Source organism: Streptomyces sp. DvalAA-43 (genome assembly GCF_900091725.1).
Classification (GTDB): domain Bacteria; phylum Actinomycetota; class Actinomycetes; order Streptomycetales; family Streptomycetaceae; genus Streptomyces; species Streptomyces pulveraceus.
The window spans coordinates 78,348-101,243 of sequence record NZ_FMBW01000039.1 but is presented as its reverse complement, the minus strand read 5'-3'; the positions used below and the strand labels follow the sequence as shown (position 1 = coordinate 101,243).

General features: G+C 72.6%; 19 protein-coding genes and 2 pseudogenes. 12 read left to right on the top strand and 9 right to left on the bottom strand.

Features of this window, described 5'->3' with window-relative positions:
• Window positions 1-31: 31 nt before the first annotated feature.
• Complete coding sequence (locus GA0115234_RS11960; protein WP_093540881.1) at window positions 32-1,222, top strand: glycosyltransferase; 1,191 nt, start codon at window positions 32-34, stop codon at window positions 1,220-1,222.
• Here GA0115234_RS11960 and GA0115234_RS11955 read toward each other — a convergent pair.
• From GA0115234_RS11955 to gmd, 4 genes are all read right to left on the bottom strand, one after another.
• On the bottom strand, window positions 1,194-2,021 hold the full coding sequence (locus tag GA0115234_RS11955; RefSeq protein WP_093540880.1) for a glycosyltransferase family 2 protein: 828 nt from the start codon (window positions 2,019-2,021) through the stop codon (window positions 1,194-1,196). The genes GA0115234_RS11960 and GA0115234_RS11955 overlap by 29 nt on opposite strands.
• Window positions 2,018-2,713, bottom strand: a complete 696-nt coding sequence (locus tag GA0115234_RS11950; RefSeq protein ID WP_093540879.1) for a hypothetical protein — start codon at window positions 2,711-2,713, stop codon at window positions 2,018-2,020. The genes GA0115234_RS11955 and GA0115234_RS11950 overlap by 4 nt, the downstream gene beginning before the upstream one ends.
• Entirely contained in the window at window positions 2,710-4,965 is a 2,256-nt protein-coding gene (locus GA0115234_RS11945; RefSeq protein WP_093540993.1) for a LamG domain-containing protein, read from the bottom strand. Before GA0115234_RS11945 ends, GA0115234_RS11950 begins: the two co-directional genes overlap by 4 nt.
• Window positions 4,966-5,068: 103 nt before the next feature.
• Window positions 5,069-6,082, bottom strand: coding sequence for a GDP-mannose 4,6-dehydratase (gene gmd / locus GA0115234_RS11940; protein ID WP_093540878.1), 1,014 nt, complete (start codon window positions 6,080-6,082; stop codon window positions 5,069-5,071).
• 129 nt (window positions 6,083-6,211) lie between these two features.
• Here gmd and GA0115234_RS11935 point away from each other — a divergent pair, with 129 nt between their 5' ends.
• Window positions 6,212-7,195 carry a GDP-L-fucose synthase family protein gene (locus GA0115234_RS11935; protein ID WP_093540877.1) on the top strand — a complete coding sequence of 328 codons (984 nt, stop codon included), beginning with the start codon at window positions 6,212-6,214 and terminating at the stop codon, window positions 7,193-7,195.
• A 45-nt stretch (window positions 7,196-7,240) separates the two neighbouring features.
• Here the strand turns inward: GA0115234_RS11935 and GA0115234_RS11930 are convergent, their stop codons facing one another.
• From GA0115234_RS11930 to GA0115234_RS11920, 3 genes are all read right to left on the bottom strand, one after another.
• Entirely contained in the window at window positions 7,241-8,746 is a 1,506-nt protein-coding gene (locus tag GA0115234_RS11930) for an exopolysaccharide biosynthesis polyprenyl glycosylphosphotransferase (RefSeq protein WP_256088710.1), read from the bottom strand.
• Between the two features lie 465 nt (window positions 8,747-9,211).
• Window positions 9,212-10,207: an MASE1 domain-containing protein gene (locus GA0115234_RS11925; RefSeq protein ID WP_093540875.1), complete on the bottom strand. Its 996-nt coding sequence runs from the start codon at window positions 10,205-10,207 to the stop codon at window positions 9,212-9,214.
• Between the two features lie 70 nt (window positions 10,208-10,277).
• Window positions 10,278-11,111 (bottom strand): PP2C family protein-serine/threonine phosphatase, encoded by an 834-nt coding sequence (locus GA0115234_RS11920; RefSeq protein ID WP_093540874.1) that lies wholly within the window; start codon window positions 11,109-11,111, stop codon window positions 10,278-10,280.
• Between the two features lie 291 nt (window positions 11,112-11,402).
• On the opposite strand from GA0115234_RS11920, the gene GA0115234_RS11915 reads away from it, so the two are divergent.
• The 10 genes and pseudogenes from GA0115234_RS11915 (at window position 11,403) to GA0115234_RS11875 (ending at window position 20,163) form a co-directional block, all read left to right on the top strand.
• The gene (locus GA0115234_RS11915; RefSeq protein WP_093540873.1) at window positions 11,403-11,702 is read left to right on the top strand and encodes a DUF1876 domain-containing protein; all 300 of its coding nucleotides are present in this window, start codon (window positions 11,403-11,405) and stop codon (window positions 11,700-11,702) included.
• A 15-nt stretch (window positions 11,703-11,717) separates the two neighbouring features.
• On the top strand, window positions 11,718-12,278 hold the full coding sequence (locus GA0115234_RS11910; RefSeq protein ID WP_093540872.1) for a (2Fe-2S)-binding protein: 561 nt from the start codon (window positions 11,718-11,720) through the stop codon (window positions 12,276-12,278).
• A complete protein-coding gene (locus GA0115234_RS11905; protein WP_093540871.1) occupies window positions 12,275-14,662 on the top strand; it encodes a xanthine dehydrogenase family protein molybdopterin-binding subunit in 2,388 nt (795 codons plus the stop codon). Before GA0115234_RS11910 ends, GA0115234_RS11905 begins: the two co-directional genes overlap by 4 nt.
• Entirely contained in the window at window positions 14,659-15,528 is an 870-nt protein-coding gene (locus GA0115234_RS11900) for an FAD binding domain-containing protein (protein ID WP_093540870.1), read from the top strand. Before GA0115234_RS11905 ends, GA0115234_RS11900 begins: the two co-directional genes overlap by 4 nt.
• Window positions 15,525-16,442 (top strand): AAA family ATPase, encoded by a 918-nt coding sequence (locus tag GA0115234_RS11895; protein ID WP_093540869.1) that lies wholly within the window; start codon window positions 15,525-15,527, stop codon window positions 16,440-16,442. Before GA0115234_RS11900 ends, GA0115234_RS11895 begins: the two co-directional genes overlap by 4 nt.
• Before the next feature lie 2 nt (window positions 16,443-16,444).
• A complete protein-coding gene (locus GA0115234_RS11890; protein ID WP_093540868.1) occupies window positions 16,445-17,593 on the top strand; it encodes a vWA domain-containing protein in 1,149 nt (382 codons plus the stop codon).
• Window positions 17,586-18,746, top strand: coding sequence for an XdhC family protein (locus GA0115234_RS11885; protein WP_093540867.1), 1,161 nt, complete (start codon window positions 17,586-17,588; stop codon window positions 18,744-18,746). Before GA0115234_RS11890 ends, GA0115234_RS11885 begins: the two co-directional genes overlap by 8 nt.
• Before the next feature lie 11 nt (window positions 18,747-18,757).
• Entirely contained in the window at window positions 18,758-19,441 is a 684-nt protein-coding gene (locus GA0115234_RS11880; protein WP_093540866.1) for an SRPBCC family protein, read from the top strand.
• Between the two features lie 39 nt (window positions 19,442-19,480).
• Window positions 19,481-19,858, top strand: a pseudogene (locus GA0115234_RS44325) (DUF6629 family protein); the annotation flags it as partial.
• Complete coding sequence (locus GA0115234_RS11875) at window positions 19,741-20,163, top strand: DUF6629 family protein (RefSeq protein ID WP_343335941.1); 423 nt, start codon at window positions 19,741-19,743, stop codon at window positions 20,161-20,163. The pseudogene GA0115234_RS44325 and the gene GA0115234_RS11875, both read left to right, overlap by 118 nt.
• A gap of 142 nt (window positions 20,164-20,305) precedes the next feature.
• Here GA0115234_RS11875 and GA0115234_RS44320 read toward each other — a convergent pair.
• Both GA0115234_RS44320 and GA0115234_RS11865 read right to left on the bottom strand, forming a co-directional pair.
• Window positions 20,306-21,061: pseudogene (locus GA0115234_RS44320) on the bottom strand (hypothetical protein); the annotation flags it as partial.
• A 77-nt stretch (window positions 21,062-21,138) separates the two neighbouring features.
• Entirely contained in the window at window positions 21,139-22,842 is a 1,704-nt protein-coding gene (locus tag GA0115234_RS11865) for an acyl-CoA dehydrogenase family protein (RefSeq protein WP_093540865.1), read from the bottom strand.
• Window positions 22,843-22,896: the final 54 nt, after the last annotated feature.

Genomic DNA, 22,896 nt, shown 5'->3' with positions numbered 1-22,896 from the left:
CGAGGGCCGGCCGAGGTCGAGGGGAACCCTGGTGAAGATCCTGCACATCGTCACACTGCACACCCCGGACCATGCGTTCGGCGGCCCGACCAGGGTGGCGCTCAACCTGTCGAAGGCCCAGCGGGCCGGGGGCGACGACGCCCGGATCATGGCGCTCGGCGACGGCTTCGAGGGCCCGCTCCCGCGCGAGGTCGAGGGAGTGCCGGCCCATCTCTTCCGGGCCCGCCATCTGCTCCCCGCCTTCGAGGTCAGCGGCATCACCTCCGGCGCGCTCCTGCTCGCCGCGCACCGCATGATGCGCGGCGCCGACCTCGTCCACGTCCATCTGATGCGCGACCTGGTGACCCTGCCCGCAGCGCTGCTCGCCCTGGCCTCCGGCACGCCCCTGGTCGTCCAGACCCACGGGATGGTGGACCCCACCGAGAACCGGGTCGCCCGGCTGACCGACCTGCTGGGCGTGCGCAGGGTGCTGCGCGGGGCCGATGCCGTACTGCACCTCACCGAGACGGAACGCCGCGAGGTGAACGCCGTCGCCGCACCGGTGGAGCCGACCCGCACCGTACGGCTGGTCAACGGCGTGCACCCGCAGGAGATCAAGCCCGCCAGGGAGCCGGGGCGGCCGCCCACGGTCCTCTTCCTCGCCCGGATCCAGAAACGCAAGCGCCCGGAGGACTTCGTCGCCGCGATGCCGGCGGTCCTGGCCGAGCACCCGGACGCCCGCTTCGTGCTCGCCGGTCCCGACACCGGAGCACTGCCCGCCACCCTCGGACTCGCCCGTGAGCTGGGGGTGCTGGGCTCGCTCGACCATGTGGGGCCGCTCGGCCACGAAGAGGTCCTGGCGGCGGGGCGGCGGGCCGATGTGTACGTACTGCCGTCGATCGAGGAGCCCCTCGGCGTGTCCGTCCTCGAAGCGATGTCGGTCGGCACCCCCGTGGTCATCACCCGCACCTGCGGGCTCGGTCCCGATGTGGCACGCGCGGGCGCGGGCCGGGTGATCGACAGCCGGGTCGGCGAGGACGGGAAGAACGCGCTCAAGGTCGCCGCCGCCGTCCTGGAACTCCTCGAACCGGAGGCCAACGCCCGTGCGGGCAGGGCCGCCTGGGCCCTGGTCAACGAGGACTTCACCATCGACGCCGTGACCGCGACCCTCCGGCGGACCTACGAGGACGTGGTCCGCCGGAGCGGCCGCCGGGTCAGACGCTCCTCGCCTCACGGGACTTGAGGGCGATCTGCCAGCGGTAGAAACTCATCGCCAGCGCGAAGTCGAATCCCGCCCGGCCGTCGAGGAATCCCCGCCGGTACACATACATGTAGGCGAACGACACCAGGGGCTTGAACGGCGCCTTGTGGAACAGCTGCCCCTGGCGCGACTTCACCCTCCGCACCTGCTCCTTGACCTCGGGATGGTGCTCCAGCCAGGCCTCCCAGTCCGAGTAGCGGTTGTGCCGCTCGAACCAGGCGGTGACCGGGTCGAGATCCTGGTGCTCGATCGGATTGCGCAGCGAACCGACCGACTCGGCGACCGGCTGGTAGTGGCCCTCGACCTCACCGATTCCCGGCGCGTCGAGATCGCCCACCTCCGGGTAGCGGCATCGGGTGCGGTCGGTCAGCGACCGCTTGCGGATGGTGTAGCCGTGCCGCAGCCGCCGCCCGGAGAACCAGTACCCGAGCGGAATGTCGTACGCCGCGGGCTTCGGCGCATCCGGGTCGGCGAAGAGCCGACGCAGTTCGGCCAGCAGGCCGGAACCGATCCGCTCGTCCCCGTCGAGCAGCAGAATCCAGTCCAGGTCCGTGCGGACCTGGTCCAGACACCACTGCTTCTTGCGCGGATGACCGCCGTCCCAGGTGTACGTGATCACCTCGGCCCCGCAGTCCTCGGCGATCTTCACGGTGTCGTCCGTGCTGTGCGAGTCGACGACCACGACCGCCTCGAAATGGCCGAGCACCGACTTCACCGCCTCGGCGATGTTGAGCCCCTCGTTCTTCGTGGGGATCACCACGGCTATCGGCAGCTTGCTCATCCGAGGTCTCCTTCGGGAAGCCAGGCGTAGCAGCCTGTGGAGGTGAAGGCGCGGGCCTGCGGCGGGACGGTGATCACGGCCCGCTTCCCGCCGGACGCGGAGCCGGAGACCAGGGTCCTGCCGTCCGCCCCGGCGATCTGCCAGGTGCAGTTCTCGGTGGGGGAGACGTCGTGGTAGCGGCCCGGCCGGATCCGCCCGCCCTTGTGCGTGCCGTCCGCGTATCCCAGGGCGGCCTCCCGCAGCAGGTCGCCGTGGTGGGGGCAGAGGTGCTCGATCGCCGGTTCCGCGTCGGCGATCTCACCGGTCACGATCGCCCCGACCGCCACGTCCCGGTCGGCCTTCACCAGGAACCGCAGCCGGTCACAGGTCTCCTGACCGGACTGGAGCACGGCCGCCGGATCCATGCCCTCGGGCACCCGGTCCACCAGATACTCCTTCTGCTTCCGGGTGAACGAGCCCGTCGCCGGGGTGAGTTCGTCGGAGGGGACCTTCGGCGGCTCGCTCGTGCGCGTGGCCGGCGGGTCATCGGGCGCGGTGGTGCCGGGCCCGGCAGACGGAGCGGTGAGCGGGACCCGCGCCGCCGACGGTCCGGAGCCGCTCGCCCCCCGGTGACCGTCCGGGGAGGAGCCGCAGGCTGCAAGCGCCGCCGTCAGTGCGACGACGGCGGCGCCGGCCCGGAACGGGAATCTCATCCAGCCGTCCTCAGCGCGTAGTGGGCACTGACCTGCGTGCTGCTCAGCGCGGTCGGGTAGACGGCGGTCTCGTCGATCTGCCCGGCGAAGAAGTCGCTCGTCGGCCTGTCCGGCCAGCCCTTCAGGTTGTCCCCGCCCACGCGCCAGTACCCGTCGTACTTCTCGTTGCCGGTGTACAGGGTGGTCGAGGCGCGGAGCGTCCCGTCGACGTACAACGCCATCCCGCCGGAGCCCTGTGTGGCCACGACATGATGCCAGGCGCCGTTGTTGTAGGCGGCGGGTGTGGTGATGGTCCGGAGGCTGCCGCTCTTCACCCCGAAGACCAGCCGCCCGTCGTCGCGCATGTACACATGCTTGTCGTACTGGGTGCTGTTCTGCATGGCCAGGCTGCCGAAGCCGATGATCTTCCCGCCCTTGGTGGTCGTCGTCCTGATCCAGGTCTCCATCGAGAACTTGGCCGGCTGCGGATGGCGCTTGTTGCTGTAGACGTACTGGTTCGAGCCGTTGAACCCGATCGCGGTCGAGGGGCCCGCCACGGCCGCCGGGGTCAGCTGCCGGGTGGGGGAGTTGCGCGTGAAGCCGTTGTCCCGCCCGCTGCCGGTGTCTCCCGCGAAGGTCGCGGTGTCGTCGTAGCGCCAGTAGAGCGACGCGCCGTCCGCGAGAACCTTGGCCGGGTACTTCGCGGCCGCGGACGCCACGGTCGCGGAGACGGCGGGCGACTTGGCGCTGGTGTTGGTGCCGTCGCTCGCGCTGATCCGGTACGAGTGGGTCTCGCCCGGGGCCACATCCGTGTCGGTCCACCTCAGCTGCGGCCGGTCCCAGAACACCGAACGAGCCGTCGTGGTGTACACCGGGGTGCTCGCGCCGTCCCGGTAGACCCGGTAGGTGAGGTCACCGTCGTCCGTGTCGAAGCTCGCCTGCCAGTTGACCTCCACCTTGCCCGCGGCGACGGTGGACAGGCTGACGTTGGGCACCCAGGGAGCCCCGGTGTCGGGCCCGTCGGCGAACCGGGTCAGGCCCTGCTGGGCGGCGCCGTTGACGGTGGTGAACTCCCCGCCGACCCACAGGTAGTGGTGGCCGCCCTTGTCGGTCTGGGCCATCACCCGCGGCCCGACCGGCTCCCCGATCCCGTCGTTGGTGTCCGGGAACCAGGGAAGCAGCTTGGGATCGTCCACGGACTGGGCCAGCAGATGCTTGCGCGGCTGGTCGGGGAACTCGCCCATGGTGGCGCAGTCATGGGCGTGACTCCCGCTGTACAGCACGCCGTTGTACACCTGGACGGCCTGGGTGGCGCCGAGACAGGTGTCCCGCCAGCGCTGCTCGAAGTTGCTCAGGTTCAGCGCGATCCGGCCGTCGAAGACACCCCCTCCGGTGCCCTCGTTGGCGGTGTAGAAGCCGGTGGCGTCCGTGGCCAGGTCCTGCACCGTGGAGGTGTCGGGGATGAACCCGGCCGGATAGCTCTTGGCCACCGCCCCGGTCGTGGCGTCCACGACCGCCAGCGCGTGCGAGGTGGTGCCGTTGACCGTGAAGAAGTCACCGCCGATCAGTACGTGCTTGCCGTCGGGCGTCAGCTCGACGGCTCGGCCCACCTCGTCCGTGTTGGCCTTCCACGGCTTGAGTACGGCTTCCGTGGTGACGGCGGCGAACTTGTTCCTGGTCTCTCCGGCCACCGAGTTGAAGTCACCGCCCAGGTACACGGTGTCCGCGGTGACGGCGAGCGCCCGGACCGTCGCGGTGACGGAGACCTTGAAGTCCTTGCGCGGGGTGCAGGTGGCCGTGTCGATCGCGGCGAAATTGCTCACCCCCACTCCGCTCACCGAACCGAACTGCCCTCCGACGTACAGGGTCTTCTGGTCCGGCGAGAGTGCCAGGGCCCGTACGGTCGCCGTGCCGGAGGAGACGGTGAACGACAGGCTGCAACCGGTCGGCGCACCCGTCGCGGCGTCGAAGGCGGCGAAGTTGACCGCCGACTGCTCCGAGGTGCCGGGTGCCGCGCCCGGCGGCCGGACGGTGGAGAAGGTGCCGCCCGCGTAGACGACACCGTCGTCCGCCCCGGCCATCGCCCAGACGATCCCGTTGGTCTGCCAGGTGGTGAGGTCGTCCGCGGTCAGGGAGACCGGCGGGGTGAGAGCCGTGGCCGGGGAGCCCCCGGACGCGGCGACGGTCAGCGCTCCGGCGAGCAGACAGAGCGCGGTGGCGGCGGCACGTACCCGGCCGCGTCCGGAGCGTCCGCGCCCCGTGGTTCCGTTCATCATTCAGCTCCGAAGGTGAGAACGGGCCGCGGCCGTCCGGCCGCTGCGCCCGGCTCCACCGGTCTTGCGGTGGAGTGGATGGTCGTCGTGGTGCCGGGCGGTCTCATCGGTCCACCCGCACGGCCGCTCCGGCGAGTTGGTCGGACAGCTGGCGGATGTCCGCCTCGACCATGATCCTGGCGAGCTCCCGCGACCGCACGACCGGTTTCCAGCCGAGCAGTTCCTCGGCCTTGGTGGCATCCCCGATCAGGGCGTCCACCTCGCTGGGGCGTTCGTACTTGGTGTCGTGGCGGACGTGCTCGCGCCAGTCCAGACCCGCGTGCGCGAAGGCGTACTCCAGGAACTGCCGGACACTGACACCCTCGCCGGTGGCCACCACATAGTCGTCCGGTTCGTCGCACTGGAGCATCCGCCACATCGCCTCGACGTACTCGGGGGCGTACCCCCAGTCGCGTACGGCGTCCAGATTGCCCAGGTGGAGACGGGTCTGCAGACCCGCCTTGATCCTGGCCACCCCACGCGTGATCTTCCGGGTCACGAAGGTCTCGCCGCGGCGCGGGGACTCATGGTTGAAGAGAATCCCGTTCACCGCGAACATGCCGTACGCCTCACGGTAGTTGACGGTGGACCAGTACGAGTAGACCTTGGCGACGCTGTACGGGCTCCGCGGGTGGAACGGGGTCGTCTCGTTCTGCGGCGGCGGGGTGGCGCCGAACATCTCGGACGACGACGCCTGGTAGATGCGCGTGTCGATCCCGCTCGCGCGGACCGCCTCCAGCAGCCGGACGGTGCCGAGGCCGGTGATGTCACCCGTGTACAGCGGGGCGTCGAACGAGACGCGGACATGCGACTGCGCGCCCAGGTTGTAGACCTCGTCCGGCCGGATGTCGCGCAGCAGGTTCACCAGCGCGACACCGTCGGCGAGGTCGGCATGGTGCAGCAGGAACGTACGGTGCTCCTCCTCCGGCCCCTGGTAGATGTGGTCTATGCGCTCGGTGTTGAAGCTCGACGAACGGCGTATCAGTCCATGGACCGTGTACCCCTTGTCGAGCAGCAGCTCGGACAGGTACGAACCGTCCTGTCCGGTCACGCCGGTGATGAGCGCGGTCTTCGCCACGACTCCCCCTTCCTTTGGTCACCTGAGTGGCTGTGGTTCCGCACCGAATGATTCCCGCCGAATCACCTGGATCGAGCGATCTGCGGCAAGACATCACCACGGGGTGCGGGTGCTGGCAGAATCCGGCCCATGACGACTGATCTCCCCGGCCCGGCCCAGGAATCCGTCCGCCCCCTCCTTCGGTCCGGCGCGCGCGTCTTCGTCGCGGGCCACCGCGGCCTGGTCGGCTCCGCGCTGGTGGGCCGACTTGCCGCGGACGGGCACGAGGTGATCACCCGCGATCGCGACCGGCTCGATCTGCGCGATGCCACGCGGACCGAGGTGTTCCTCCGCGAGGTCCGTCCGGACGCCGTGGTGCTGGCCGCCGCGAAGGTGGGCGGGATCATGGCCAACACCACGTATCCGGTGCAGTTCCTGGAGGACAATCTGCGCATCCAGCTGAGTGTGGTCGCCGGGGCGCACGCGGCCGGGGTCGAGCGGTTGCTCTTCCTCGGCTCGTCCTGCATCTACCCCCGGCTCGCACCACAGCCGATTCCCGAGAGCGCCTTGCTCACCGGCCCGCTGGAGCCGACCAATGAGGCGTACGCGCTGGCCAAGATCGCCGGAATCGTGCAGACCCGGTCCTACCGCCGGCAGTACGGCGCCTCGTACATCAGCGCCATGCCCACCAACCTCTACGGCCCGGGCGACAATTTCGACCCGGAGACCTCGCACGTCCTGCCCGCGCTGATCCGCCGCTTCCACGAGGCGAGCCGGGACGGCGCGCCCTCGGTCACGCTCTGGGGCTCGGGGAACCCGCGACGGGAGTTCCTGCACGTCGACGATCTGGCTGCCGCGTGCCTCCTGCTGCTGGAGCGCTACGACGGCGAGGAACCCGTCAACATCGGCTGCGGGACAGACCTGACGATCCGTGAACTCGCGTCCACAGTACGAGAAGTGACGGGATTTCGAGGAACCGTCGAATGGGACACCGGCAAGCCCGACGGCACCCCGCGCAAGCTGCTCGACGTCTCCCGGCTCACCGCTCTCGGCTTCACCCCGCGGATCCCGCTGCGTGACGGGATCGCCCAGACCTACGCGTGGTGGCTGGAGCGGCGGACCGAACAGGTCTGAGCGGGGCCGGTGGTCCGGCGCGCCTCGCATCGACGGCCGCCGCTCTCAGTACGCCCCGCGGCCGTCGGTGACGGCGCGCAGCGTACGGGCCATGAGTCCCATGTCCGTGGCCACCGACCAGTTGTCGACATACCACAGATCGAGCGAGACGGTCTCCTGCCAGGACAGGTCCGAGCGGCCACTGACCTGCCACAGGCCGGTCAGCCCCGGTTTCACCGCGAGCCGCCGGAGCTCGCGCTCGTCGTAGCGGGACACCTCCTCCGGCAGCGGAGGGCGTGGGCCGACCAGCGACATGTCGCCACGGAGCACATTGAGGAGTTGCGGAAGCTCGTCGAGCGAGGTCCGGCGCAGCAGACGGCCGATTCCGGTCACCCGGGGATCGCGGCGCATCTTGAACATCGGGCCGTCGAGCTCGTTCGCCTTGACGAGGCGGTGCTTGTGGCTCTCGGCGTCGGCCACCATGGTGCGGAACTTCCACATCGTGAATGGCCGATTGTGCTGCCCTTGACGGACCTGGCGGTGGAACACCGGTCCGGCGGACCCGAGTCGCACGGCGGTGCCTATCAGGATCAGCAGGGGAGCCAGAGTCAGCAGGCCGAGGGTGGCGCCGACGCGGTCCAGGACGGCTTTGAGGGCCGGTTGCGGGCCCCGGCGCAGAGGTGGCGCGATGTGGAGGAGGGTGAGCCCGGCCGCGGCGGTGGGCCGCACCCGCTCGGCCGCGATGCCCGAGAGGTCCGACAGCACGGACAGCGGGAGCCCGTTGTCGTGCAGCCCCCAGGAGAGCCGGCACAGCCGCTCCTCGGAGAGCTGCGGCCCGGGGACGACCAGGGCCAGGTCCGCGTCCTGGGCGAAGGCGCCGCCCAGCACGGTCGACACGTCGTCGTGGGCCGGTGCCGGTGCGAGCCGGCCGGGCACCGGCACTCCGCACTCCAGCGGCGTGGTCCCCACCGGGACTGCGGCCACGACCGCGTACGGATGGTCCGCACGCGAGGCGAGCACCCGGACGGCGCGGTCCACGCCCGGAGCCTCGCCGACCACCAGCACCCGCCGGACGGCCCGCCGCCGGCGCCCCGGCCAGGGGAGCCGCCGCAGGGCCTGCGCCACGATGCCCGCCGGCAGGGCCGGTAGGAGGGCCACGACCGCCCTCGCGGGATCGGCCGGATCGCCTGTGGCGGTGTGCAGCACGGCGAGCGCGCCGATGAGCAGCAGCCAGTCGCCGACCGTGCTCAGCGCGCCCGAGGGCCCGCCGGGGGGCCGGTCCGCGTAGCGGCCGCGTACGGCCCGCAGCGCGGCCCACGCCAGTGCGGCCACGGCCGCCGCCACCGCGGTCCGGGACTGGCCGTCGGGGCGCAGGACGAGCCAGGCCGGTATCCCGAGGCCGAGGAGCTCGGCGCCGACGAGGCCGGGTATCCACCGGGTCGTTCTTCGCTGCGCGGCGGCCGGTGCGCGGTGTTCGCGCGGTGCGGTCGGCGCCCTCCACGATGCGTCGAGTTCGTTGCTGCGAGGCCGGTCCGCAACAGACCGGGGACGCGGTGCCCCCGCCAGTCCCACGCGGGTTGATCTGTCCGAATCGGGTAGCTCGACATGCCCCATGAACCCCCCAGTCACAGTCGCATCGTCACAAACGGGGCGCATCCGCCGATCTCATGGACTGACGGATGCGCCCTCGCTCGGTGCACGATATCCACACACGTGCCATTTCGCTGGAGTTCTGGTGAAGTTCAGACATGCGCAGTGGCTCGGATCTTGTCCCGTTCCGTGCCTGAACTCTCGGTCTCTGACTGGGTGTTGGCATGTGGAGTGCACCTGAATCGGGTTGTGTACGGACATCTGCGCCGACAACTGCGCGGGCCGTCCACCAGGTTCGTCCGTGACGACACGGTGTCGGGAGACCTTCCCCGGCCAACAAACGAGTGAGCGGTCCCGGAGTGCCGCCGTTGGCCGGATCGTTTCGCTGCGGTGTGCGGTACGGACCGGACCTCCGTCGGCGGTGGGGGTACGAGGGGAGCGTGGTGCTCAGGTGGTGTCGAGTCCGTCCTCGGGCGGGGAGGGCCACGCCGCCGCGGCCCGTCCCGGCGCCAGGTGATCCACCACTTCGGCCAGCTCCTCGCAGGCGCGCTCGATCCTGCGCCGGATATTGCTCTGCTCGGTCACGACCGCCGCGAGCAGCAGCGCGGTCAGGGCCACGCAGCCGTTGAGCACGGTGAGGTGGACCATCACATGGAGGATCGTCTGGCCGTGGAACGGCCCCACCCCCTCCGTTCCCGCGATCGCGGCCAGGACCGACACCAGAAAGGCGCAGGGCGCGGTTCCCGCCAGCTGGAAACGCAGAGCCGCCCAGATGAGCAGCGGGAACACCAGATAGATCATGGCCATCGGGCTCCGGGTGGCCACCAGCGCGACCACGACGGAGACGATCAGCAGGGCGCTCGCCTCGACCCACCGGTCGGTGGCCCGCGGCATCCGCAGCCTGCGCAGCACGAGCAGCAGCGGAGTGACCACGAGCACGCCCATCGCGTCCCCGGACCACCAGGCCGCCCAGACCGGCCAGAACCCGCTCACGGGCAGTTTGCCGTCCAGCAGCAGCATGCCGGTGCCCACGGTCGCGCTGATGACCATCCCCGCCAGCGCGCCGAGGAAGACCAGCACGACCCCGTCGCGCAGCCGGTCCAGCTCCCTGCGGAAACCGGCCCTGCGCAGTATGAGGTAGGAGCAGACGGGGGCCGCGGTGTTGCCCGCCACGACGACGAAGGTGGAGGGCGTGACCGAGCCGCTGAGCGTGGCGACGACGAGCAAGGAGCCCAGCGCGATGCCGGGCCAGGCGCCGAGGCCCAGATAGATCAGGGCGCCCAGCGCGATGCCCGTCGGGGGCCAGAGCGGGGTGACGACCGCGCCGTGGACGGACACCTCCCGGATGAGGCCGAGCCCTCCGGCCGCGTAGTAGGCAGCGGTGACGGCCAGGACACGCAGTACGGCCACGGCCGTACGTCTGGTTCTCTCGCTGCGGATCACACATCTCATCAGACACCGCCCGGACGGGTGGCGGCTGTGTGACACGCCTGGGGGCCGTTCGGCGGTCCGGCTACCTGTCCCGGCCGGGGGCGGCACCGTGGCGCACCACCAGGACGGCGGCGTCGTCCTGGTGCCCGGTCTGTTCCGCCGCCCGCAGCACCGCGTCGGCCAGCTCGCCGGCGCCGGCGCCGACCCGCGCGAGCACCAGCCGGGTCACCGCGTCCAGACCCCGGTCGATCGGGAACGAAGGACCCTCGACCACCCCGTCCGTGACCAGGACGAAAGCGCCCGGGGCCGTCAGCCGCCGCCGGGTGACCGGGTAGCGCTCGCCCGCCTGGATCCCCAGCGGCAGCCCACCCTCGTCACTGGTCACCCCGCAACGGCCGTCGGCCGTGGCCCACACCGCGGCGACATGCCCGGCGCGGGCGCTGTGCAGCTCCCGCGAGTCCGGGTCGAGGCGGACGAACGTACAGGTCGCGAAGAGACCGGAGCCCACCGAGACCAGCAGGTCGTTGGTGCGGGCCAGGACCTCGCCGGGGTCCGTGGTGGTGGCGGCGATCGCCCGCATCGCGATGCGGATCTGGCCCATGAACGCGGCGGCCTCGACATCGTGTCCCTGCACGTCGCCGATGGCGAAGGCCAGCGCACCGTCCGGCAGCACGAAACCGTCGTACCAGTCGCCGCCGATGTCGAGACCGCTGCGGGCCGGTGTGTACCGGGCGGCGGTCTGGAGCCCGGGGCGGGCGGGCAGCGCCGCGGGGAGCATCTCGCGCTGGAGCACCTCGGCCAGCTCCACCCGCGCCTGATGGAGCTCCACCTCGCGGCGCGCCCGGGAGGTGAGCTGCTGCAGCGTGGTGAGCAACTCCTCGGCGCTCGCCGAACGGGGTGGACGACGCCGGTTCATGGGCCGCTCCGCACTGCGTTCGTCCGCGCGGCGCACCACAGGGCCTGCCGCGGCGCCGGCCGGGATGCCGACGGATCGGATCCCGGGGCGACGGCCGTCCGGCGCCCGCCTTCGGTGGAATTCGACACCCCGCATCCTATTTCGGCGGTGTGATCCCCGCAGGGCGAGTCCCGGCGGGGTGATCCCCGCAGGACGCCGGAACGCGCGAACCCTCCCGGGCGGGTGGATCCTGGTGGCAGGACCGCGTCGAGGCGGCGCGACGCGACCGGACGCGGCCGCAGGAGGTGCGCGATGACCCGCACGCTGGAGTGGGAACTCCGCCTCGGTCTGACCGAGGACGACGGGACGACCAGGGCGGAGGCGGTGCTGGACACCGGCACCGCGCGGCTCACCGGACACGGGGTCGCCCGTTGCAATCCGCAGGACGTGGACGTACCCGTCATCGGCGACGAGCTCGCGGCGAGCCGGGCCATGAAGGACGTCGCCGCACAGCTGATGAAGGCCGCCGACCAGGAACTCGAAACCGTCGGCGCCGGACCCGCGAGCGGCCCCGTGGCCCCGCCCTACGCATGGTCGGACACCACGGCCTGATCCCCGGGAGCGCAGATGACCCACATCTCGATGACGGTGGACGGCACACGGTACGAGGACGAGGTCGAACCCCGGCTGCTGCTGATCCACTACCTCAGGGACCACCTGGGCCTCACCGGCACCCCGGTCGGCTGCGACACCTCCAACTGCGGGGCATGCACCGTCGAACTCGACGGCGACAGCGTCAAGAGCTGCAACGTCCTGGCCGTCCAGGCCGACGGCGGTGAGGTGACGACCGTCCAGGGACTCGCCTCCGACGGTGCGTGGACCCCCCTGCAGACCGCGTTCCACGAGCAGCACGCACTGCAGTGCGGCTACTGCACCCCCGGCATGATCATGGCCGCCCGCGACCTCCTGGGGGAGAACCCCGATCCCACGCCCGAGGAGATCCGCCACGGGCTGGAGGGCAACCTCTGCCGCTGCACCGGCTACCAGAACATCGTGCGCGCCGTCCTGGCGGCCGCCGCCGAGGAACGCCGCCGCCGGGCCCCCGCCCCCCGGCCCGCGGGCGCAGGCCGGCCGGACGGGCGGCCCGAGGGGGCCCCGGCCACCGCCGGGCAGGAGGCGCGGACATGACCGCCCCGGCCACCACCGGGAAGCCGCGCTCCGAGGTCGGCCGCTCCCGGACCCGCAAGGAGGACGCACGGCTCGTCACCGGCCGTACCACCTGGACCGACAACATCACCGTGCCGGGCCTGCTGCACCTGGCGATCCTGCGCAGCCCCATGGCCCACGCCCGGATCGACCGCGTCGACGTGTCGCCCGCGCTGGAACGGCCGGGAGTGGTCGCCGCCCTCACCGGACGCGACCTGGCCGACGAGCTGGGCCCCCTGCCCTGCGTGTGGCCGGTGACCGAGGACATCGTCATGCCCGACCACCCGGCCGTCGCCGTCGACGAGGTGCGGTACGCCGGAGAGCCCGTCGCCCTGGTCGTCGCCCGGGGGCGGTACGCCGCCGCGGACGCGCTGGAGGCCGTGGAGGTCGACTACACACCCCTGCCACCGGTGCTCGGCCTGGAGGAAGCGCTGGCCGACGGTGCCCCGCTCGTCCACACCGGCCGGGGCACCAACCGCTGCTACACCTGGCCGCTGGTCACGGGGGACTACGCGGCGCAGAAGGCCCGCGCCGATGTCGTGCTCCGCCGCCGCTACACCCAGCAACGCCTCATCCCCAACGCCATGGAGCCCCGAGCCGTGGTCGCCACCCCGCCGACCGCGTCCGAGGAGTACACCCTGTACTCCTCGACCCAGGTCCCGCACGTGGCCCGGGTCATCCTGTCCATGGTCACCAGGATCCCCGAACAACGGCTGCGGGTGATCGCCCCGGACGTCGGCGGCGGCTTCGGATCCAAGCTCCAGGTGTACGGGGAGGAGGCCGTCGCCCTCGCCCTGGCCAGACGGCTCGGCAGGGCCGTCAAATGGACCGAGTCCCGCTCCGAGGGCTACCAGGCCACCCACCACGGCCGCGGCCAGATCCAGGACATCGAGATCGCCGCGACGAAGGACGGCGGGATCCTCGGCCTGAGCGTCGACCTCCTCGCCGACATGGGCGCCTACCTGATGCTGATCACCCCCGGCATCCCCCTGCTCGGCGCGTTCATGTACCCGGGGATCTACAAGATGAACGCGTACACCTTCCGGTGCACCGGAGTCTTCACCACCAGGACGCCGACCGACGCCTACCGGGGCGCCGGGCGCCCCGAGGCGACCTTCGCGATCGAGCGGACCATGGACGAACTCGCGGCCGAACTCGGCCTGGACCCCGTCGAGCTGCGCCGCCGCAACTGGATCCGCCACGAGGAGCTCCCGTACACCTCCGTCGCCGGGCTCAGCTACGACAGCGGCAACTACGAGGCGGCCACCGACCGGGCGCTCGCCCTCTTCGGCTACGACGACCTGCGCGCCGAGCAGCGCGCACGCACCGCGCGCGAGGACCCGGTGCGGCTCGGGATCGGCATCTCCACCTTCACCGAGATGTGCGGCCTCGCGCCCAGTCGCGTACTGCGCGATCTGCGCTACACCGCCGGCGGCTGGGAGGCCGCCACCATCCGCATGCTGCCCACCGGAAAGGTCGAGGTCACCACCGGGACCAGCCCGCACGGACAGGGCCATGCCACCTGCTGGAGCCAGATCGCCGCCGATGTGCTCGGGGTGCCGTTCGACGACATCGAGGTCGTGCACGGCGACACCAGAGCGGTCCCGCAGGGCATGGACACCTACGGTTCGCGTTCGCTGGTGGTGGGCGGACTGGCCGTGCACCACGCCGCGCTGAAGGTGGTGGCCAAGGCCCGCAGGGTCGCCGCGCACCTGCTGGAGGCGAACGAGGCCGACCTGGAGTTCTCCGCCGGGACCTTCTCGGTGAAGGGATCGCCCGAGGCGACGAAGACCATCCAGGACGTGGCCTTCGCGACGTTCTCCGCCCACGACCTGCCCGACGGAATGGAACCGACGATCAACGCCGGGCATCTGGTCGACCCGGACACCTTCTCGTTCCCGCACGGCACGCACCTGTGCGCGATCGAGGTCGACACCGAGACCGGACGGGCCCGGATCCGCAGCTACGTCTGCGTCGACGACGTCGGGAAGGTGATCAACCCGATGATCGTCCAGGGCCAGATCCACGGCGGTCTCGCCCAGGGCATCGCGCAGGCGCTCTACGAGGAGGCGGTGTACGACACCGAGGGCAACCTGGTCTCCGGAACGATGGCGGACTACCTGGTGCCCGCCGCGCCGGACCTGCCGGACTTCGTCACCGACCGCACCGAGACCCCGGCCACCTCGAACGCGCTCGGCGTCAAGGGGGTCGGCGAGGCCGGGACCATCGCCTCCACCCCGGCCGTCGTCAACGCCGTGGCCGACGCACTGCGGCCGCTCGGCGTGCGCGACGTGACCATGCCGTGCACCCCGCTGCGCATCTGGCAGGCCGTCACGGACGCACGGGCGAAGGAGGCGGCCACATGATTCCCGCCGCATTCGACTACGCACGGCCCGACACCCTCGACGAGGCGGTACGCACCCTGCACGACGGCGGCGAGGACGCCAAGGTCCTGGCGGGCGGACAGAGCCTGATCCCCATCCTCCGCCTGCGCCTCGCCTTCCCCGAACTCCTCGTCGACCTCGGCAGGATCCCGGAACTGCGCGGCGTCCGCGAGGACCCCGCCACCGGATCGCTCGTCATCGGGGCCATGACGACCCACCACGACGTCATCCACGACCCCCTGGTGCGCCGCCACGCCGGGCTGCTGGCCGCCGCCACCGAGACCGTCGCCGACCCCGCCGTACGGCACCGCGGCACACTCGGCGGCTCGCTCTCGCACGCCGACCCGGCCGGTGACCTCCCCGCGGTACTGCTCGCCCTGGACGGCGAGATGGTGGCCGTGGGACCGCGGGGCAGGCGCACCCTCCCGGCCCGCGAGTTCTTCCTCGACTACCTGCGAACGGCCCTGGCCGAGGACGAGGTACTGGTGGAGATCCGGGTGCCGAGGACCGACGGCTGGGGCTTCCACTACGAGAAGTTCAGCCGGGTCGCCCAGGGCTGGGCGGTCGTCGGCGTCGCCGCACTCGTACGGCGCGACGACGGCCGCGTCGCCGAGGCCCGCATCGGACTGACCAACATGGGCACCACACCCCTGCGCGCCAGCGCCACCGAGGCGGCGCTCGCCGGTGCCGGGGCCGGCCCGGACGCGGTGGCGCACGCCGCCGAGGCGGCGGCGGAGGGCACCCGCCCCGCCTCCGACCTGTCGGCCACACCCGCGTACCGCGCACACCTCGCCCGGGTACTGACCCGGCGCGCCGTACTGGCCGCGGCCGGGACGGGGCGAAGGTGACCGGACCGGCGGCCGGGGCGAGCGCAACGGCCGGGCCGCAGGGCGGACCGGCCGAGCTGCGCGCCCGGCTGGAGGCGACGGGCTACCTCGTCGACGAGGGGCTCGCCATCGCCTGCTTCCTGGCTCTCCGGCTGCACCGGCCGCTCTTCTGCGAGGGCGACGCGGGCGTCGGCAAGACCGCGCTCGCCCCCGCCCTGGCGGACGTTCTCGACGCGCCCCTGATCCGTCTCCAGTGCTACGAGGGCATCGATGCCTCCCAGGCCCTGTACGACTGGGACTTCCCGCGCCAGCTGCTCCATCTGCGGGCCGCCGAAGCCGCCGGGGTTGCCGGGGCGGACCGGCTGGAGAACGAGCTGTACAGCAGACGCTTCCTCGTCGCACGCCCGCTGCTGCGGGCGGTGGAGACCCAGCCCTCGGTCCTTCTCGTCGACGAAGTCGACCGGGCGGACGACGAGTTCGAGGCGTTCCTGCTGGAGCTCCTCTCCGACTACACGGTCACGGTCCCCGAACTGGGCACCCTGCGCGCCCAGTCGCCGCCCGTGGTCGTCCTGACCTCCAACCGGACCAGGGAGGTCCACGACGCGCTGAAACGGCGCTGCCTCTACCACTGGTTCGACCATCCGGACTTCGACCGCGAACTCGCGATCGTCCGCGGACGGCAGCCCCAGGTGACCGCCCGGCTCGCCGCACAGGTCACCGCGGTGGTGCAGCGGCTGCGCACCGAGAACCTGGTCAAACCGCCCGGAGTGGCCGAGACCATCGACTGGGCCGAGGCCCTGGACGCGCTCGGCGCCACCGAACTGGACGCCGAACTCGCCTTCGCCACACTCGGCTCGGTGCTGAAGTACCACGAGGACGCGGACCACGCCCGCTCCCTCGACCTGTCCGCCGTCCTCGCCGCGAGGGGAGTGTGACCGTGCCCACCGCACCCGCCATCGACGCCACCGCCGTGGCCGTCGGACTCACCCGGGCGCTGCGCGCGGCCGGTGTGGCCACCGGCCCCGACCGCACCCAGACCTTCCTGGGCGCACTCGCCCAGCTGGACCCCGCACGGCGCTCCGATGTGTACTGGGCGGGCCGGCTCACCCTGTGCGGCAGCCCGGACGACCTGGAACGGTACGACCGCGTGTTCGCCGCCTGCTTCGACCGCGACCCGCGACCGCATCCCCCGCCCCGGCCCACGGCCCGTCCGGAGCCACGACCGCGCCCGGCGGCCACCGGGTCCGGCATCCCGTACGCCCCCGACACACCCGGCGACGACCGGACACCGCCCGCGGCGGCCCCGGCGAGCCCGGACGAGGTGCTGCGCCACCGCGACCTGGCCGCGCTGACCGCCGCCGAACGCGCCCAACTACGGCGGCTGCTGGCCGCGTTCGCGCTGAGCGGCGAGCCCCGGCGCACCGCCAGGACGCACCCGGCCCGACGCGGCACCATGGACCCCCGGCGCACCGTGCGCGAGCTCCTTCGGCACGGCGGCGAGCCCGCCCGGCTGCGCCACCACGCCCCCGTCGCCAAGCCGCGCCGGGTGGTGCTGCTGCTGGATGTGAGCGGCTCCATGGACCCGTACGCGGACGCCCTGCTGCGCTTCGCGCACGCCGCGAGGCACGGTCCGGCGGCCCGGACCCCCACCGAGGTCTTCACGATCGGCACCCGGCTGACCCGGGTCACCCGCGAGATGGCACACCGGGATCCGGACACGGCCCTGGCCGCCGTCGCCGCCGCCGTACCCGACCGCAGCGGCGGCACCCGGCTCGGCGAGATGCTGCGCGCCTTCCTCGACCGCTGGGGGCAGCGCTCCTGCGCCCGGGGAGCGGTGGTGGTCGTCCTCTCCGACGGCTGGGAACGCGCCGACCCCGCACTGCTCGCCGCCCAGATGCGCCGACTGCACCGGCTGGCGCACCGCGTGGTCTGGGCCAACCCCCGCAAGGCGCACCCCGGTTACGCACCCCTCGCGGCGGGCATGGCGGCGGCGCTGCCGCACGTCGACGCCTTCGTCGAGGGCCACAGCCTGGCAGCCCTGGAACATCTGGCCGCCGTGGTGAGAGGGGAGGCGTCCGATGCGTGAGATCCTGCCGGTGCTCGGCCGCTGGTACGCCGAGGGGCGGCCGTTCGGGCTCGCCACCGTCGTCGCGGTCAGCCGCAGCGCGCCGCGCGGCCCCGGCGCGGCGATGGCCGTGGGCCCGGACGACGAGGTCGTGGGCAGTGTCTCCGGCGGCTGCGTCGAGGGTGCGGTCTTCGAACTGGCCAAGGAGGTCGTGGAGACCGGCCGGGCCCGTCTGGAGACCTTCGGATACAGCGACGAGGACGCCTTCGCCGTCGGACTCACCTGTGGCGGTGAGATCACCCTCCTGGTGCGTCCGGTGACGGCGGCGGACGACCCCGCCTTCGGCGAGGCCGCCGCGGCGGTCGCCGGGCACAGCCCGGTGGTGGTCGCCACCGTGACCGACGGACCCGCACCGCGCGGCGCGGCCCTCGCGGTCCGGCCGGACCGCGTCGCGGGTTCGCTGGGCGCGAGCGGCCTCGACGCCGCCGTGACCGCCGACGCGCGCGGTGAACTCGCCCAGGGGGCAACGGGGCTGCGGCACTACGGCCCCAGCGGCGAACGGCGCGAGGACGACGTCGCCGTGTTCCTCCAGTCGTTCGCCCCGCCGCCCCGGATGCTGGTCTTCGGCGCGATCGACTTCGCGGCGGCGGTGGCCCGGATCGGCGCGTTCCTCGGATACCGGGTCACCGTCTGCGACGCCCGTCCCGCCTTCGCCGACCCCCGCCGCTTCCCCGACGGCGCGGAGGTCGTCGTCGACTGGCCGCACCGGTATCTGCGCGGTACGCAGACCGATGGGCGGACCGTGCTGTGCGTACTCACCCACGACCCCAAGTTCGATGTCCCGCTGCTGGAGGTGGCGCTGCGCACCCCGGCCGCGTACATCGGTGTGATGGGCAGCCGCCGGACCCACCAGGAGCGCATGGAACGGCTGCGCGGGACGGGCCTCGGCGAAGCGGAGCTGGCGAGGCTGAGATCCCCCATCGGCCTCGACCTCGGGGCACGCACCCCCGAGGAGGTGGCCGTCTCCATCGCCGCGGAGATCGTGGCCCTGCGCTGGGGCGGCACGGGCAGCCCGCTCACGGACACGGCCGGGGCGATCCACCGCGCGCGGCCCGGATCCGGCCGCCCGCGCGTACCCCGTGCCCCCGATGTCCGTGACAGTCCCGAGGTGTGAGGAGCGGACCCATGCAACTGCAGAACGCATTCACCGTGCCGGTCCCGGTCGACGAGGCCTGGCGGGCACTGCTCGACATCGAGGACGTCGCGCAGTGCATGCCGGGCGCGACCGTGGAGGAGTTCGACGGCGACACCGTCAAGGGCTCCGTGAAGGTGCGGGTGGGACCGATCACCGTGACGTACCGGGGCACGGCGACCTTCCTGGAGAAGGACGACGCCGCCCACCGCATGGTCCTGTCCGCCCGGGGCAACGAAGTACGGGGCCAGGGCACGGCGAGCGCGACGGTGACCGCCGCGCTGACCGCCGACGACGGCGGGACGACCGTCTCGGTGACCACCGACCTCGCCGTCACCGGGCGGCCGGCCCAGTTCGGCCGCGGCGTCATGAGCGAGGTGAGCGACGGAATCGTCGGCCGGTTCGCCGACTGTCTCGCGCGACGGCTGTCGGCCGGACAGCCCTCCGCGACGGCCCCGTCCGCCACCGGCGACGCGGCGGACACCGCGCCCGGCACCGCGTCGGCGGACGGGGCCGAACCGATCGATCTGCTGCGCGCGGCGGGCGGAGCGGTGACCGGGCGCGTCGTGGCGGCCGTCGCGGCGCTCGCGCTCGCCGCCCTGGCCGTGCTGCTCGCCCGGAGGTGCCGGAGCGGCTGCCGCTGCGGCGGAGCGTGCCGCACGTGTCATCTCCGATGACCGTCGCCGGAGCCGTGGCGTGGCGTACCGAAGTGACCGATGCCGGTGGCGTGCTGCCGGGCCCACGGGGGACACATGTCCTGGAGTGCGACCGCCGACCTCGTCGCCGGCACGGGCATCGCCGCCATCGGGGCGGTGTGTGTCGCGCGGGTGCGCCGGGCGCGTGATCCGCCGCTCGCGGCCCTGCCGCTGCTGCTCGGTGCCCACCAGATCATCGAGTCCGTGATCTGGCGCTCGGGCGGCGGCACGGGACCCGCCACACTCGCCTGGGCCGTCATCGCCCTGCCGCTGCTGCCGTTGTGGGTACCGCTCGGCGTGCTGTGCGCCGCACCGCCGGACGCCCGGCGCCGCCTGCCGTTCCCCGTCGCGGCCGGAATCGCGACCGCCGTCCCGCTCGCGTACTGTCTGGCGACCCGTCCGGTGACCGCCGAGGTCCGCGGCCACACCCTCGGTCATGCCATCGACCTTCCCCGCTCCGCACACTGGTCGCCGGGTATCTCCTGGCCACGATCGGCGCCCTGCTCCTGTCCGGGGACCGGGTGCTGGGCGGCTCGGGGTGCTGGCCGCCGCCGGTGCCGCCGTCTGCGCTGTGGCGCCTGGAGTCCGTCTCGACCTGGTGCGCCTTCGCGGCGGTGTGCTCGGTGGTGCCGCTCGCCCGGCGCCCGGAATCCGTGACGGTCCAGGTGTGCCGAGCAGACCGGCGAGGACGGCGGGCCGGGTAAGGACGCGTTGCATGTGAACCCTCGGGTCCGGGGTCCCTTGTCCGGATCGGAGCGGCCGGGGCAGCCCGATCGGGTTGGGGAACGGCAGCAGTTTCGCGCCCAGCACCTGCCGGGCCGACAGCTCCAGGGCGGCGAGCAGCTCGTCCGCCGCGCTCTCGGCGAGGGGGCGCAGCAGCCGGGCGGCCAGCCGGTCGGTGGTGTCCTCGACGAGCTCCCGTTCCCGGTGACCGCGCGGGGTGGCGGCCGACTCCGCGTCGATCAGGCCGCGCGAGCGCAGCCGTTCCTCGGCGTCCGCCCACTCCGCCCCGCTCCAGCCCCGGTCGAGCCGGATGCCCTCGCGCGGGACCCGGTCCGTGGCGGCGGCGAGCACCAGCGCCTCGGGCGCGTCGAGACCGTGGTCCGCGAGCGCCGCGACATGCGCGTCGCCCCGGAATTCCCGCAGTGCGGTGGTGAGTTGCCACAGGCTCTCCACCGGGTCGGTGCGGTCGCACAGCGGGCGGTTCGCGGCGAACAGCGGGCGGGCGAGCGGCGACGCGTCCGCCACCATCGCGGTGAGCGGCGGGACGGGCCGTCCGGCCGGCGAGTCGATTCCGGGAACAATGCGGCGCAGCGCCCCGGCGGCGAGCCGGGCGCGCAGCTCGATGAGCCTCTCGGGGGTGACGACCCGCCACGCGTCGGGCAGTGTCCGGGCCACCATCCCCGGTGCGAAGACGCCCAGGGCGGCGGTGGCGGCCTCGGGCCCGATCCGTCCCATCGGGGCCGTACGGGTGGCGAAGTATCCCATCCAGAAGCCCTTGAGACCGATGGACCTGCCGATGCCCCGGCACTCCTCGTCGAAGTAGATCACCGCGTGGAGGGGCTCGGTACGCAGCCACAGGGTGCGGGGTCTCGACTCCATGGAGCCAACCTGACGGGCGACGCGGCGGTCACGCCCGCCCGCGCACCCCGGGGCATCGGAGGTCACCCGACAGGCTCTCAGCCGCCGGTGCCGGAGTGCCGGGCCACGATGGCCGCGGCGTCGGTGCCGCGCGGCAGGATGCCGTACTGGTGGCCACGGCCCTCGCCGAGCCGGGCCGTCACGAACGCCTCTGCCGATGCCGCCGGAGCGTGCCGGAGCATCAGCGAGGCCTGGAGGGCCAGCGCCATGCCCTCGACCGACGCTCGGGCCCGGGTCTGCGCCGCGAGCGGGTCGCGCAGGTCCTCGGTGAGCTCCCGGCGTACCCGGCGGACATGGGCGTCCAGGACGGAGCTGGCACCGGCCGTGATCTCCAGCTCGGCCCAGAAGGCGTCCAGCGACCGCGGCGTTCGTCCGATGCCCCGCAGTACATCGAGGGCGATGACGTTGCCGGACCCCTCCCACACCGCCATCACCGGCTGCTCGCGGTAGCGGCGAGCCAGCGGCCAGTCCTCCGTGTAGCCGTTGCCGCCCAGGCATTCCAGCGCCTCGTAGGCGTGGTGCGGGCCGCGCTTGCAGATCCAGTATTTGGACACCGCGGTGGCGAGCCTGCGGAACATCTCCTCGGACTCGCCGCTGCCGCTCTCGTACGCGTGGGCCAGCCGCAGCGAGGTCCAGGTCGCGGCCTCCGTCTCCAGCGCCAGGTCGGCGAGGACCGCCGTCATGGCCGGCTGATCGACCAGCCGGGCGCCGAAGGCGCTGCGGTGCTGTGCGTGCCAGATCGCCTCCGAGACCGACTGGCGCATGCCGGCCGTGGTGCCGAGCACGCAGTCGAGCCGGGTGTGGTTGACCATCTCGATGATGGTCGGCACACCTCGGCCGGGCTCGCCGACCCGTACCGCCCAGGTGCCGTCGAACTCCACCTCGGAGGAGGCGTTCGACTTGTTGCCGAGCTTGTTCTTCAGCCGCTGGATGCGGACGGTGTTGCGGGTGCCGTCGGCCAGAACCCGCGGCACGAGGAAACAGGTGAGTCCGGCCTCGGCCTGGGCCAGCACCAGGAAGGCGTCCGACTGCGGGGCGGAGAAGAACCACTTGTGGCCGGTCAGCAGATGGGCCCGGCCCCCGGGGCCGGAGGCCAGGGGCACGGCCCGCGTGGTGTTGGCGCGTACGTCGGAGCCGCCCTGTTTCTCCGTCATCCCCATGCCGAAGGTGAGCCCGGACTTCTCCCCCGGGGCGATCAGCCGGGGGTCGTACGCGCGGCTGAACAGCCCCGGCAGCCAGTCCCGGCCCACGTCCGGGTCGCGCTGGAGGACCGGGACCACGGCATGCGACATGGACATCGGGCAGGCGTGGCCGGGCTCGATCTGGGCGAACAGCATGAAGGACGCCGCCCGTGCCACCGCCGCCCCGGGCTTCGGGTCGGCCCAGCCCGCGGTGTGCGTGCCGTGAGCGACGGCCGCGCCGATGATCTCGTGGTACGCGGGGTGGAAGTCGATCTCGTCGACGCGGTTGCCGTACCGGTCGTGGGTGCGCAGCACGGGCGGCGAGGTGTGGGCGAGCTCCGTGGCGGTCCGGAAGTGCTCGGAACCGACCAGGGCGCCGATCTCGTGCAGCTCCGGTTCGTGCCAGCCCGCGCCGAAGGTGCGGACGGCCTCGGCGAGCGGGAGGTTGGTGCCGTACTCGTCGAGGTCCTTCCGGGGCGGTGCCTGGTTGGTGACCTCGTGGGTGGGGTGCGGTGCGGGGGCTCCGGGCCGCGGGTCGGTCCGGTGCTGGGTGACGGTCATGGCGGTGATCCTGTCCTTGATCGGCGGTCGGCGGTCGGGTTGGCGGGGGAGGCG